General features: G+C 65.2%; 13 protein-coding genes. 4 read left to right on the top strand and 9 right to left on the bottom strand.

Annotated features, from left to right (window positions below; all coding sequences use genetic code 11):
- Nucleotides 1-24 precede the first annotated feature (24 nt).
- On the bottom strand, nt 25-1,845 hold the full coding sequence (locus tag BT173_RS06300) for a S8 family peptidase (RefSeq protein WP_072427784.1): 1,821 nt from the start codon (nt 1,843-1,845) through the stop codon (nt 25-27).
- Nucleotides 1,846-2,358: 513 nt separating this feature from the next.
- Nucleotides 2,359-2,712 (bottom strand): 2Fe-2S iron-sulfur cluster-binding protein, encoded by a 354-nt coding sequence (locus BT173_RS06295; RefSeq protein WP_139256064.1) that lies wholly within the window; start codon nt 2,710-2,712, stop codon nt 2,359-2,361.
- A 115-nt stretch (nt 2,713-2,827) separates the two neighbouring features.
- Between BT173_RS06295 and BT173_RS06290 the strand changes: the two genes are divergently transcribed.
- Genes BT173_RS06290 through BT173_RS06280 form a run of 3 tightly spaced genes read left to right on the top strand, consistent with a single transcriptional unit; the run spans nt 2,828 to nt 6,407 of the window.
- On the top strand, nt 2,828-4,771 hold the full coding sequence (locus BT173_RS06290; protein WP_072427783.1) for a lytic transglycosylase domain-containing protein: 1,944 nt from the start codon (nt 2,828-2,830) through the stop codon (nt 4,769-4,771).
- Nucleotides 4,772-4,790: 19 nt separating this feature from the next.
- On the top strand, nt 4,791-5,741 hold the full coding sequence (locus tag BT173_RS06285; protein ID WP_072427782.1) for a complex I NDUFA9 subunit family protein: 951 nt from the start codon (nt 4,791-4,793) through the stop codon (nt 5,739-5,741).
- Nucleotides 5,742-5,750: 9 nt separating this feature from the next.
- Nucleotides 5,751-6,407, top strand: coding sequence for a glutathione S-transferase family protein (locus BT173_RS06280; protein ID WP_072427781.1), 657 nt, complete (start codon nt 5,751-5,753; stop codon nt 6,405-6,407).
- Nucleotides 6,408-6,479: 72 nt separating this feature from the next.
- Here the strand turns inward: BT173_RS06280 and BT173_RS06275 are convergent, their stop codons facing one another.
- Both BT173_RS06275 and BT173_RS06270 read right to left on the bottom strand, forming a co-directional pair.
- Entirely contained in the window at nt 6,480-8,294 is a 1,815-nt protein-coding gene (locus BT173_RS06275; RefSeq protein WP_072427780.1) for a monovalent cation:proton antiporter-2 (CPA2) family protein, read from the bottom strand.
- A 72-nt stretch (nt 8,295-8,366) separates the two neighbouring features.
- A complete protein-coding gene (locus BT173_RS06270; protein WP_072427915.1) occupies nt 8,367-8,756 on the bottom strand; it encodes a VOC family protein in 390 nt (129 codons plus the stop codon).
- Between the two features lie 119 nt (nt 8,757-8,875).
- Between BT173_RS06270 and BT173_RS06265 the strand changes: the two genes are divergently transcribed.
- Nucleotides 8,876-9,655 (top strand): DeoR/GlpR family DNA-binding transcription regulator, encoded by a 780-nt coding sequence (locus BT173_RS06265; RefSeq protein ID WP_072427779.1) that lies wholly within the window; start codon nt 8,876-8,878, stop codon nt 9,653-9,655.
- Here the strand turns inward: BT173_RS06265 and BT173_RS06260 are convergent.
- From BT173_RS06260 to nadA, 5 genes are all read right to left on the bottom strand, one after another.
- Nucleotides 9,641-10,186, bottom strand: a complete 546-nt coding sequence (locus tag BT173_RS06260; protein ID WP_072427778.1) for a DUF1569 domain-containing protein — start codon at nt 10,184-10,186, stop codon at nt 9,641-9,643. The genes BT173_RS06265 and BT173_RS06260 overlap by 15 nt on opposite strands.
- A 1-nt stretch (nt 10,187) precedes the next feature.
- The gene (locus BT173_RS06255; protein ID WP_072427777.1) at nt 10,188-10,610 is read right to left on the bottom strand and encodes an Mpo1 family 2-hydroxy fatty acid dioxygenase; all 423 of its coding nucleotides are present in this window, start codon (nt 10,608-10,610) and stop codon (nt 10,188-10,190) included.
- 113 nt (nt 10,611-10,723) lie between these two features.
- Nucleotides 10,724-11,449: a helix-turn-helix domain-containing protein gene (locus BT173_RS06250; protein ID WP_072427776.1), complete on the bottom strand. Its 726-nt coding sequence runs from the start codon at nt 11,447-11,449 to the stop codon at nt 10,724-10,726.
- 91 nt (nt 11,450-11,540) lie between these two features.
- Nucleotides 11,541-12,650, bottom strand: a complete 1,110-nt coding sequence (locus BT173_RS06245; RefSeq protein WP_072427775.1) for a bifunctional nicotinamide-nucleotide adenylyltransferase/Nudix hydroxylase — start codon at nt 12,648-12,650, stop codon at nt 11,541-11,543.
- Nucleotides 12,651-12,766: 116 nt separating this feature from the next.
- Nucleotides 12,767-13,720 (bottom strand): quinolinate synthase NadA, encoded by a 954-nt coding sequence (gene nadA, locus BT173_RS06240; protein WP_072427774.1) that lies wholly within the window; start codon nt 13,718-13,720, stop codon nt 12,767-12,769.
- Nucleotides 13,721-13,820: the final 100 nt, after the last annotated feature.

Here is a 13,820-nt window from a genome sequence, read left to right as displayed (position 1 = left end):
TTTCCCACTCCCCTTGCTAGCGGCTTACCACGCCAGATTCAGCGAGTACTTGCCGTTGGTGCTGCCGGTACCGCCGCTGTAGTAGATCACGCGAGCGTAGTAGACGGCGCTGGTCGTGCCGTTGTTCTTCACCGAGGCAGTGTCGGTCTGACCGGCGCTCAGCTCACTCTTAGCCACTTGGGTGCCGGCCGAGTTGTACAGATAGAGGTCGTAGTCAGCCGAGCTCAGGCCGGCGGTCAGCTTCGCGGTCAGCGTCTTGCCGGCGGCCAGCGTCACCTTGAAGTAATCGGTGTCGGTGGAAGAAGCCAGCGTACCGGCGATGGTGGCCGGTGCCGAAACGGTGTTGGCCGTGGCGCGGGTATTGTTCGACTCGGTCTCGGTGCTGCCGGTCGGCGGCGGCGTGGTGCCACCACCGATGGCGGCCAGCACAGCGGCGTTGGCGTCCAGCATGCCGGTGCCGCAACCGCTACAGGTCGCCACGAAAGGCCGTGCCGAGGACTTGAGCAGGCTTTCCACCTGGTCCGGGGTCAGCGAGGGCTTGGCCGCAATCATCAGCGCGGCAACGCCGGCCACATGCGGGGTCGCCATCGAGGTGCCCTGGAAGTAGGCGTAGCTGTCCGAACCCGGCGTGGTGCTGCCCGCGTTCAGCGTGGACAGGATGCCATTGGCGTTGCCGCTGCTTTGGTCACCACCCGGTGCGGCGATATCCACCAGCGTGCCGTAGTTCGAGTAGTAAGCACGTGCACCGGTCTTGCCATAGGCCGCCACGGCCACCACGCCCGAGCAGTTGGCCGGGCTGGAGTTGCTGACGTTCTGGTTCTCGTTACCGGCTGCCACGATCACCACGGCGCCGCGCGAACGGGCCGAGTTGATGGCGTTCTGGCTGGTGGTATCGCAAGCGCCGCCGCCGCCCAGCGACAGGTTCAGCACGCGCGCCGGATTCGGGTTGGCGGGCAGGCCGCTCACCGTACCGCCCGAGGCCCAGATCATCGCGTCGGCGATATCCGAGGTATAGCCGCCGCACTTGCCCAGCACGCGCATCGGCACGATCTTGGCGTTCGGGGCAATGCCGGCCACGCCGGTGCCGTTATTGGTCACGGCGGCGATGGTGCCGGCCACGTGGGTGCCGTGCCAGCTGGAGCTGCTGGACGGTTCGCCTTGTGCGCATTCATTCGCGGCGGTGTAATCGCCCGGGTCCTTGGCATCGCTGTCGCGGCCATTGCCATCGTTGGCCACGGCGGTGTCGGCGATCATGTCGTAGCCGCCCACCACATTGGCGGCCAGGTCAGCATGCGGACGGTAGCCAGTGTCGATCACGGCCACATTCACGCCAGCGCCGGTCGAGTTGTCCCAGGCTTGCAGCAGATTGATGCCAACGCTGCTGGTCTGCAGCGCCCACATATCGGCCCAGCGGCTGTCATTCGGTGCCGCGGCCATCGCATGCATGATGCGGTCCGGTTCGGCATATTCGACGTTCGGATCATCCTTGGCGATCTGCTTGGCGAGCGCAGCCACGTCGTTCAGTGAACGGCGACGATCCAGCTTCCACACCTGGGCACCCAGGCCAGTACCACGCAGGAACTTCACCGACGCACCCAGGCGGCTCCCCGCTGCCTGCATGCGACTTTGGCGTTCCGACTGCACGGTGGCCATGGCGGTGGCAGCGCTCGGGCTGGCCATCTGGGCAGCGGTCACGCCGCTATCGCGATATTTCACGATGATGCGGTCGGTATCGATGATGGGCTTGACGCCCTGTGCAGCGAAGGCGGTGCCGATGGCCAGGCCAAGGGCGAGTGCGACACGGCTATGCGAGAAAAGCGGTGCCCACTGATTACTTTGTTTCATCACGATGCTCCATTTTTACGGCTGCTTCGCGCCGGGGCTCTGCCGACGCTGGATATAAACCACCCGCCGCCGCCCCGGGGTTTGGGGTAGCAACGGTAGAGCCTGGGGGGTTCGGTGGGGCGACGGGCATAGCGAATGCCCGCGGGCCGGAAAGCTTAGGCGGAGGAGGAGCGGCGCCAAGGGCGGCCGCGGCGCGAGGCGCAGGGAGACGGGAAAATCAGCAGCGACGACGAAAACATGCCCAACCCTCCGACGGCAGCAGAAGCGCAAACCTTCTGCCGGGCGTAACGAAAATAGGTTTGCCGTAAAACGCTACGGCGACGTGCAGCAAGATGTCGGGGAAGCTCGCCACGCGACGGCGGAACACACGTGGCGCGGCTGTCGGTCTAGTGCCGATCTGAAGTGCAGCGAATATATCCTATTCCACTGTCATAATTAAAATTTTTGTAGCAATTTGTGTATGGGTCGCAACACATTGAAAAGTAAGCACTAATATAGTGCAGCAAGCGCTTGCTACCAGTGCACTTTCAGCACGCCCGGCACCAGCACCACATGGCAGGCCAGGCGCGGCAGCGCAGGCGTGTCGGGCAGGCGGTCCGCTTGGCGCTCGGCCTCTGTCAGCATCTGCTTGCGCGCCAGCACATTGCGCTCCTTACCGCCCATGCTCAGCAGCCCGGGCTGACCGGCATGCTGCAGATGGACAAGACAGGCGCCACAGGTGCCCTGCCCGCAGCGCCAGTACAGCGGCAGCTGCCCGTCACGCACCAGCTCACGCAGCGGGTCGATCAACAGACCGCCGCTGGGCACGCTCAGCTGCAGCGGCGCTGGCATGCCGCCGCCTTGCAAGATCAGATCGGTTTTATCCATATGGCCGATGGAACGCGCACGGCCGCGCCAAATCAAGCGCTTTTTGACCGTCAGTGCGCGGAACGGGCTGTGCTAAGCTCGGTCGCAAGCGCATCAGGCAAGCCTTTCCACGCATATGAAACTGTTTCACACCCTCATCCCCACCACCCTGCTCACCCTGGCCGCCCTCGCGCCGCAGGCCGCACTGATCGACGATATGCGCAAGGCGCGTGACTTCGCCGGGCGCGGCCAGCTGGAGAAGGTGGTCGAGCTGACCGCCAATACCGACGGCACCGCGCTGGAGATGTATCCGCGCTACTGGATCATCTCGGCACAGATCGACGAGATGCCCGAGTCGGAGCTGAATTTCTTTCTCGAGCGCTATGCCGGCAGCGTGCTGGCCGACCGCCTGCGCGGCGAATGGTTGAAAAGCCTGGGCAAGCGCGGCCAGTGGACGCTGTTCGAGCGCGAATGGCCGCGCCTGATCCAGTGGGAAGCCGGCAGCGAGCTGCACTGCTATCGCCTGCAGCTGGCCCAGCAGCGCAACGATGTCCGCCTGCTGCAACGCGAAGGCCGCCCGCTGTGGTTCAGCGCACGCGGGCGTAGCGATGCCTGCGCGCCAATCTTCGAGGCACTGTTCGATAGCGGCAGCCTGCGCCAGGACGATGTCTGGGCGCGCATCCGCCTGGCCCTGGAAGCGAATAGCCCCGACTTCGCCGCCCAGCTGCTACCGCGGCTGAACAATCCGGCCGGCCTGGACCGCGAACGCCTGCAAGCGATTGCCGCTAATCCGGCCAAGGGCAGCAAGGGCTTGGCGCTGAATAGCCGTGGCGGGCGCGAGGCCGCCTTGTTCGCCATCAACCGTGCCGGACGCACCAATGCCGCCGCCGGCCTCGTGCTGCTGCAACAGCTAGGGGGCGATCTGCCCGAGGCCGAGCGCCGCTATGCCTGGAGCCGGCTGGGCTACCATGCCGCACGCCAGCTGCGCCCCGAGGCACTCGATTACTACGCCCGCGGCCTGAGCCTGAAGGAGCTCGACGATGAGTCGCGTGACTGGTTGGTGCGCTCGGCCCTGCGCGCCGGCGACTGGAAGCAGGTCGCTGCCGCCATCGACGCCATGCCTGCCGAAGAACAGAAGGAGGCCGCCTGGCGCTACTGGCGCGCGCGTGCCCATGCGCAGGCCGGCCAGGTGCCGGAAGCCAACCGCCGCTATGTCGAGCTGGCCGGCGAGCATCATTTCTACGGTCTGCTGGCGCGCGAGGAACTCGGCGCAATCGCCGAGGTGCCCCAGGTCGGCTACAAGCCCAGCGCAGCCGAGCTACAGGCAGTGCGGCAGATTCCCTCGGTGGAGCGCGCACTGGCCCTGAACGATCTGGAATGGCGCACCGAGGCGCTGCGCGAATGGAACTGGGGCATGCGCGGCCTGAGCGACCACCAGCTGCTGGCCGCCGCCGAGGTAGCCAGGCAAAGCCGCTGGTATGACCGTGCCATCTATTCGGCCGAGCGCACGCGCGAGCTGCATGACTTCGGCCTGCGCTTTTTGGCCCCCTACCGCGATGTGACCCAGGTCTATGCGCGCCAGATCGATCTGGATGAAGCCTGGGTCTACGGCCTGATCCGCCAGGAAAGCCGCTTCGTGACCGTGGCCAAGTCCAGCGTGGGTGCGCAGGGCCTGATGCAGCTGATGCCGGCCACCGCCAGCTGGGTGGCCAAGAAAATGGGCATGCGCGATTACACCCCGGCCGCGGTGAATGAGATCGGCACCAATGTGCAGCTCGGCACCTATTATCTGAAGCACGTGCTGCAAAGCCTGGGCGACCAGCCGGTAATGGCCACCGCCGCCTACAACGCCGGGCCGGGCCGCGCGCGCAACTGGCGCGCCGATCATGCGCTGGAGGGCGCGATCTACGCCGAGAGCATTCCCTTCAGCGAGACGCGCGACTATGTGAAGAAGGTGATGGCGAATGCCATTTACTACGCGCAAGCCTTCGGACGCGGCGAAACCTCGCTGAAGAAACGCCTCGGCACCATTCCCGGCCGCGCCAGCAATGATCTGGCCATCGAAGACGGCACGCCCTGAACCACGGAGAAAATCCCCCATGCCCATTGCCCGCACCGCGCCCATCCTCGTTATCGGCGGCACCGGCTTTATCGGCCAGAGCCTGGTCGAGCGCCTGGTCAGCCGCGGCCATACCGTCACCCTGCCCTGCCGCGATCGTGAGAAGGTGCGCCAGAACCTGATTCCGCTGCCCGGCGTGACCGTGCTGAGCGCCGATGTGCACGACCCGCACGTGCTGGCCGAGCTGGTACCCAGCCATGCGGCGGTGATCAATCTGGTCGGCATCCTGCACGGCTCGCCTGCCGCCTTCCGGCGCGCCCATGTCGAGCTCAGCGACAAGATCATGGCCGCCATGCAGCAGGCTGGCGTGCGCCGCTATCTGCATATGAGCGCACTGGGCGCCAATCCGCAGGGGCCGTCGCAGTATCAGCAGAGCAAGGGCGAAGCCGAAGCCCATGTGCGCGCCAGCAAGCTGGCCTGGACCATCTTCCGTCCCTCGCTGGTATTCGGGCCGGGTACCTGCTTTCTGAGCATGTTCGCCGACCTGCTCAAGCTGGCCCCGCTGGTGCCGCTGGCCGGCGCCCAAACGCGCATGCAGCCGGTGTGGGTGGAGGATGTGAGCCGCGCCTTTGTTCGCGCGCTGGAGGACGATAGCCTGATCCAGCAGAGCCTGAACCTGGTCGGACCGACCGTGTACAGCATGCAAGAGCTGGTGCGCTATGTGGGGCGCACGGCCGGCACGCCGCGCCCGGTGTTCGGCATTCCCGACTGGGCCGGCCAGCTGCAGGCAGCCCTGCTGTCGGTGCTGCCCAATCCCCCACTGACCCGAGACAATCTGACTTCGCTGAAGGTCGACAATATTGACCCGGCCGGCTTCCCCGCTCAGCTCGGCTGGCAGCCGACTGCGCTGGAAGCGATTGCACCCGTCATGCTGGCCCGTGGTCGTGCACGCGATCGTTATCTGGCCCTAAGACAACAACACCGCCACTGAGGAAACCCCATGCTGCAGCTCGTCATCGGTAACAAAGCCTATTCATCCTGGTCGCTGCGCCCCTGGCTGCTGCTGCAGCAGTTCGGCATCCCTTTCGAGGAGGTGCTGATCCCGCTATACGCGCCCGACACCGCCAGCCAGATCCTGCGCTACTCGCCCACCGGCAAGGTGCCCTGCCTGCTGGACGGCCCTATCCAGGTGTGGGAATCGATTGCCATCTGCGAATACCTAGCTGAGCGCTATCCCGAGCATGCGATGTGGCCACGCGATATCGCCCAGCGCGCCGAGGCGCGCGCGCTGGCCGCCGAGATGCATGCCGGCTTTGGCGCGCTGCGCACCCATCACCCGATGAATGTGCGCAAGGTGAAGCCCGCCCGCCCGCTACGGCCCGATGTAGCCAGCGAGCTGAATCGTTTTGGCGCCATGGTGGCCGATCTACGCGGCCGCTTCGCCGCCCACGGCCCCTTCCTGATGGGCGAATTCAGCATCCTGGATGCCATGTACGCGCCGGTCGCCACGCGCTGCCGCACTTACAGCCTGCCGCTGCCACAGGCCGCCCAGGCCTGGGTCGACCATATGCTGGCCCTGCCGGCCATGCAAAGCTGGTTTGCGGCCGCCCAGGCCGAGCCTTGGGTAGTGGAAGCCACCGAGGCCGCCGGCGAATAGTCGCAAGCCTGCAAAGAAAACGGCGCCCTATCCATTGCGGTACGGCGCCGCTTTTTTTGTTTGCGCGCAGACTCAACCCCAGTGGCGCATCTCTTCCCTGCCCGGCTGCTGCGCGTTGCTGCCGATATTGACTTCGGCGCTATCCGATTCGAACAGGGCCTCAAGCTCAGCCATCGCATCGCGCGAGGTCTGCATCAGCTGGGTTTCGTCATGATGCACCGCGTACTGGCGCGCTAGCAGCGCCTCGTCGTGGCGGCGGAACAGGCTGAGCGTTTCATGGGTCTGCGCGGCATTCAGGCCAAGACCACCGAGCACTTCGCCGGCCAGTTCCAGGCTGGCGGCAAAGGTTTCGCGCGTAACCACCTCCACACCCAGATCGCGCAGCCGGTAGTAATGGAAGCGGTTACGGGCGCGCGCATAAATCTTCAGCTGCGGGAAATGCTGGCGCGCCGTCTCGGCCGCCTTGATCGAGGCTTCGACCTCGTCGATGGCCAGCACGAGTACCTCGGCCTTGTCGGCGCCGGCCGCGCGCAGCAATTCCAAGCGGGAGGCATCGCCATAGTGAATGCGGTTGCCAAAGCGGCGCACGAAATCGACCTGCTCGGGGCTGGCTTCCAGCACCGTGGCGGCAATCTTGCGCGTACGCAGCACGCGTGCCACGATCTGCCCGAAGCGGCCGAAGCCGGCAATGATCACCCGATGCTGCGCGCTGTCGATCGCATCGAAATCGCGCGGCGGCTTGGCCTCCAGGCGCGGCGCGATCCAGCGCTCATGCACGCTGACCAGCAGCGGGGTCAGCGCCATCGACAGCGTTACCGTCATGGTCAGAAGCTCGGCAGTGGGCTGGTCGAGCAATTGCTGACTGACCGCCAATGCCAGCAGCACGAAGGCAAATTCACCGCCCTGGGCCAGGAAGATAGCCAGGCGGCGCCCGGCCGGGTCATCCAGGCCCGCCACGCGGCCGATCAGATACAGCAGCAGCGCCTTCAGCAGCATCAGGCCAAGCGCCAAGCCGAGCAGCAAGAGTGGCTGGTTGAGCAGCAGGCCCAGATTGGCCGCCATGCCCACCGCCACGAAGAAGAGGCCGAGCAGCACGCCCTTGAAGGGCTCGATATTCGCTTCCAGCTCGTGCCGGTATTCCGAATCGGCCAGCAGCACACCGGCCAGGAAGGCACCCAGCGACATGCTGAGCCCGGCCGCATCCATGCCCCAGGCCATGCCCATCACCACCAGCAGGGTGGCCATCACGAAGATCTCATGGCTCTTGGCGCGCGCGACCAGGGCAAAAGCCGGGCGAAGCAGATAGCGCCCGCCGATGATGACCGCGAGCACGGCCAGAATGGACACCCAGGCCGGCGGGCGGCTCAACGTGCTGGCGGCCGGCGACAGCAGGGGCAGAATCGCCAGCAGCGGAATGACCGCTAGGTCCTGGAACAGCAGCACAGCGAAGCCATCACGGCCGTGCCGGCTGGTCAGCTGGTTCTTCTCCGCCAGCATCTGCAGCACAAAGGCGGTGGATGACAGCGACAGCGCGAGACCGGCCACGATGGCGGCGGTGGGTGGCAAGCCGAGCACCCAGGCCACGCCAGCAATGGCGGCGCTGCTGAGCAGCACCTGGGCACCGCCCAGGCCAAACACCGCCCGGCGCAGCACCCACAGGCGCGCCGGCTGCAGTTCCAGGCCAATGATGAACAGCAGCAGCACCACGCCAAATTCGGTGGCATGCAGGATAGCGCCCGGATCGCCGATCAGGCCCAGACCCCAGGGGCCGATGGCCACACCGGCGGCCAGATAGCCGAGCACCGAGGCAATGCCGAAGCGCTTGAGCAGGGGAACGGCAATCACGGCCGAGGCCAGCAGGACAACGGCTTGGGACAGAACAGACACGGCAGCACTCCGGAACAGGTGCCGCGATCATCGCAAGCCCGCCGCGTTTGTGCCAGCGACTCGCGCCGGGCACTAAATGGTGATTTCGATCCGATTGCCTTCCGGATCCAGCACCACGCTCTCGTAATAGCCATCACCGGTCAGGCGCGGGCCAGACAACAAGGGGCTGCCGGCCGCGCACAGCTGCTCGGTCAGCTCTTCCACCGCGCGCGCCGAGCCAGCCGAGAAAGCCAGATGGATGAGCCCGCGCGCCTGGCGCTGCACATCGTTGGCATTGGGCGGAATGCCATCCCGCTGCATCAGCTCGAGCCGCGCGCCCGAGTCGTAGTAGATGAAATAGGACTGGAAGCCGCTATGCGGATTCCGGTAGCGCTCGCTGGCCGAGCCGCGAAAGGCGCGGGTGTAGAAGTCCTTCATGCGCTCCAGGTCGGCCACCCACAGCGCCACATGTTCAATACGCATGCCAATCTCCGCACAAAGCAGCACAATCAGGCGCGAATAATGGCAGAATATCGGCAAAAAAACGAATATATCGGCATTGCAAGCCAGCAGAATCCCGCAAGACAACGCAAAGGTTGCCCATGTTTCTCAGCGAACGCCGTCAATTCATCTTGGATGCCCTGACCCGCGATGGGCGCGTGGAGGTCGCCCAGCTGGCCGCTAGCCTGGCCATCTCGGAAGACACGGTCCGGCGCGACCTGAAAGCGCTCGCGGAACAGGGCGTGCTGCAAAAGACCCATGGCGGCGCGGTTTCGCTGCTCAGCAGCCAGATTGCCTTCCCGATGCGCAGCCAGGTGCGCCGTGAGGTGAAGACGCGCATTGGCGAGCTGGCCGCCACGCTGGTGCAGCCTTACCAGACCGTGTTTATCGACGCGGGCAGCACCGCCACCGCGCTGGCGCGCGCGCTGACCGTGCAGCCGCTGCGGGTGATCACCAATTCCCTGGATGTGGCGCAATGCCTGAGCGATCAGGCGCAGATCGAGCTGATCGTGACCGGCGGCAGCTGGTCGACCAGCGAACACCATCTGAGCGGCAATGCCGCGCTGGCCACCGTGGCGCGTTACCGCGCCGATCTGGCCTTTATCGGCGCCTGTGCCGTGCATGCGCGGCTGGGCGTGACCGCCACCACGGCCGCCGATGCGGAACTGAAGGCCGCCATGCTCGCCCATGCGGCCCATGGTGTCTTGCTCAGCGATGCGAGCAAATTCGGCCAGATTGCCGCCCACCATGTGGCCAATCTCGATGCCTTCCACACCCTGATCTGCGAGCAGCCAGCCGAAGCACTGGGTGTGCTGCCGGCCGGCTTGCAGCTCCTGCTGGCCCAGCCGGAAGCAGAGCCCGGCAGCTCAGGCCAGGCCTAGGCTGCCCAGATGCTCGGCCAGATGGTAGGCATGCAGGCGCGCGTACTGATCGGCTGGCAGTGGGCCATAGGCAAAATGCTCGGCCAGCGGCCGCCCATGCGCTGCGGCCTGCTCGAAGGCATCCAGCGCGCGGTGCAGGCGTGCAAAGGCTTCGCTCAGGGCGCCGTCGGGCGCGATGGCCGGTGCGCCGGGCAGGGGTGCGTCCAGATCGTGCTGCATAGCGCCGCGCCATAGAAAATACTGAGCGGCCGAACGGCCCAGGCTGGCGCGGAACCAGCGCGGCTTCAGCTGCGGGTAGCCACTTAGCGAGTATTCAATGCTCTGCGCGCAATGCACGAGCGTGCGGTAGGGTGACATGCCGGCGCTGGACTGCAGCGTGCTGCGCGCTTGCAGCTGGCGGATGGCCGCACGGGCGGCCGGCAAGTCCGCCAGGCGCAACTCGCCAGCCAGGGCCGGCCCCCCTGCGGCCGCCACCCCCAGCAGCACGCCCTGCTTGAGCAGGCGGCGACGCGATGGATTCGGGCCACGCATCTCAGTAGCGAATCTGCAGGCGGCGGTAGACGAAGCCAAGCAGCCAGGCCGGCCCGACCAGCAGGAACTTCAAATCGTCGAAGAAGGACGGCTTCTTGCCTTCCACCTTGTGACCAATGAACTGACCGATCCAGGCCAGCACGAAAATGGCCAGACTCGTATACAGCACCTCGGGCAGCACGCTCAGTACCAGCAGCATGCTGCCGGCCAAAACTAACATGCCCAGCGCAATCGGCACGCTCAGGCGCAGGTAGAAGCCAAGCGAAAACACGGCAAAAACCAGCGCCAGCCAAGGGCTGGCGGCCCAGAGCAGGCCGAGCAGGCTGAAGGTGATCAGCGGTACGCACACCCAGTGCACGCGCTTATTGAAGGGGTTCTGATGGCTTTCGCCATAGCGCTCGAACAGCGTGTCGATCTGCCGCATCAGTGCATGCTCCTCGTCTTATTGGAGCGGCAACTCTAACCTGCGCACCCACAGCCGCGCTTGAACGATGCTGCTATCGCCTGGATGGCGCGGCGGACCGATGCCTGCGCCGTCTACTGCGCGCTCTCGGCACTGATCGCCACCCGGCTCAGCGTGGAAGGCACCACCCCGAAAGTGGCATGGAAGACCCGGCTCATATGCGCGAGATCGGCAAAACCCGCTGCATGGGCGGCGGTGGTCAGGTTCGCCCCATCGGCCAGGCGGGCAACCGCATCCAGCAAACGCATCCACAACACATAGCGCCGATAGGGCAAGCCGGTGTGCTGGCTGAATAGATGGCTGAAACGGCTGGGCGACAGGCCGATCCGCGCCGCCAGCTGGGCAATATCCTGGGCCGGATCCGCCTCGAGCAGGCTCAGCGCCTCGGCCACGCGTGCATCGAATACCGCAGCGCGGTCAAAACCGGCTAGCCAGCTGGCCTGCCAGTCGGCCAGCAGTGTCTCGCACTGGGCAAGTGGGCGCGGCGTGCGCCAGGCATCCAGCAAGGCGCTGCGTAGACCGGGCGCCAGCGCATCGGGCGCATTCAGATGCTGCCAGGCGTGCAGCGCACGCTGGCCGGGGTCGATAAACAGGTGGGCAATCAGTGCGCCATTGGCGGCGATCTTGTGCTGCTGGCCTGGCCACAGCATGGCGGCCTGGGTGGCTTGCAAAGAGCCGTCGCCACGGGCGAGACGGAATTCCCCTTCCAGGGCCAGGCTGAGCTGGATCGCGTGGTGGGCATGCGGAATCGAATCGGTCTCCACCCCCAGCACCAGCGCCTTGCCGCGCCATAAATACATGCGTCCTTGTCTCATGCGCCCAGTATAGGAGCGCACCCGCGGGGCTGCAGCACGGTGCGGCGGCAGTGGCGCGCGCCTGCAACAGCCGCGCTCAGACCTGGCCGAGGAACCAGTTCACGATATAGAAGTGGTCTTCGAACAGCTGCTCTTCCATGCGGTTAAACTCGAACAGCGGCACCCATTTGGCGCGCTCGGCATCGTCGTCGCCACGCACCTTGGGCAGGCCCTCGCTGGTCGGCGCCAGTTCGATCAGGAAGGCGTGGGTGATGGTGCGCCCGCGCAGGCTGCGCTGCGGATGGTCGAACACGCGGTTGGCGCGCATGGAACCGGCCAGCACCGGCGCCGGCACACGCAGGCGGGCCTCTTCGCGCAGCTCGCGGATCACCGCGTCCTTGATACGTTCGTCCGGATGCACAAAGCCACCCGGCAGCGCCCACAGGCCCTTGCCTGGCTGCGAGCGACGCCGCACTAGCAATACGTGTCCCGAGTGGATGACCACCGCATCGACGGTGACAAAGGTGGGCGGATAAGGCGCGGCCGCCCAGCTTTGCCGGTAGCGCTTGAGGAACAGGTATTCGCTTTGCAGATTGGCAAAGGTCTCGCTGGCGCGAAACGCATTCAACCAGGCGAATACCGGCGGCGGCAGCAGGGCCGCACAAGCCGGCCAATCGCCCTCGCGCTCGGGGTCGAAGAATGCATGGCGTACGCGCGAAGCATGTACATCGGGCAACTCGGGCGCTTCCACGCGCTGCCACTGCGGAAACAGCTCCAGGTATTCGGCATTGCCACGCTTGGCCCCGCCGATTGCCACGCCGCCATCCGCATGGCGGGCGCCGCGTGGCGGCCCAACGATACCGATGCGGAACTGCGCCTGGCGGCTGCCCACATCGGAGTTGTCGACCGCGATCACCCGGTCGACCAGGTTCTGCACCTCGGTCAGCCATTGCTGGTCGTTGTACATGCGGTCGGAAATCCCCACTACGAACACGCGCGACTGCACGTCCTCGGGCAGGGCCAGACGCATCATACGTTCGCGGTCTTCCACCGTGAACGGGTGCATGGGATTGCGCGCCTGGCGCGCCGAACCACACAGCACCACCACCTTGTCAGCGCGCTCAAGCGCATGCTGCAAGGTCCACAGATGGCCATTGTGAAAGGGCTGGAAGCGGCCAATGAAGATCAGGTAGTCGAATTCACGCATGGTCTTGAAATCCAAGTCTGGCACCGCGAAGCACACAGAAGATGCAGAGCCGGCCCGATGCGAAGCCGGCATGAAAAAGGGCAGCCTAGACTGCCCTGATTGCAAACGATGCTGGCTTAAGCCGGTACGGCCACCGGCTTGGGTGCCGTAGCCTTCTGCATCTGTGCCTCGCTGAAGGCCAGCATGCGTTCGATCGGCAGGCGGGCGGCGTCCATCTGTTCCGCCGTCAGGTAGTCGATACGCGTGCCCTCCCCGGCCTGGGCGCGCTGCACGCGTTCAACATTATTCATCTTCATATATGGGCACTGATTGCACTGGCAGCCGGCATAGATCGGCGCCTGCACGATCTTCAGGTCCGGCCGCGCCAGGCCCATGTTGTAGAGGATGCCGTCCTCGGTAGCAACGAAGATGGTGGCATCGGGCTCGCGCTGGAAGCTCTTCACCCAGTTCAGCATGCCGCTGGTGGAACCGACGTAATCGGCGCGCTTGAGCACCGGCAGCGGGCTTTCCGGGTGGGCGATCAGGTATTTGGCGCCTTCCACGGCAGCCATGCCCTCGTTCAGTGCGGTCTCGTTGAACTTGTCGTGCACTTCGCACACGGCCGACCACAGCGGCATATCGTAGCCGTACTGGTAGTTCAGATAGGCGCCCATATTGCGGTCGGGCGAGAAGATTACCTTTTTCCCCTCGGCATACAGATGGGCAATGATGTCGTCCACATTGCGGCTGGTGACGATCCAGTCGCTCAGTGCCTTATGTTCGGCCGAGCTATTGATGTAGGACACATGCACGTAATCGGCATGCTTTTCACGCCAGGCCTTCAGGCGCTTGACGTCGGTCTGGGTGACCAGCGAGCAGGTGGAGCCGGCATCGGGCAGGATCACCTCGGCTTGCGGGTTCAGAATCTTGGCGGTCTCGGCCATGAAGCGCACACCGGCGAAGACGATCACATCGGCATTGGCATCACGCGCATACAGAGAGAGTTCGAGCGAATCACCGACCTTGTCGGCCATCTGCTGGATTTCTGGCGCGGTGTAATAGTGCGCCAGCGTAACAACACGCTTGGACATGGAACTTCCTTCCACTTTGAAAACCGCCTCTCTGGCGGCTGACTGAGCCTCTTGCGAGGCGGTTCTTGCAGGCTGCCGGCGGAATCCCCGCCGTTTTTGC

The sequence above is a fragment of the Chitinimonas taiwanensis DSM 18899 genome (assembly GCF_900119825.1).
In the GTDB taxonomy this organism is placed as follows: domain Bacteria; phylum Pseudomonadota; class Gammaproteobacteria; order Burkholderiales; family Chitinimonadaceae; genus Chitinimonas; species Chitinimonas taiwanensis.
Note: the sequence above shows the minus strand (reverse complement) of the source record. Positions and strands in the feature narration are given on the sequence as shown.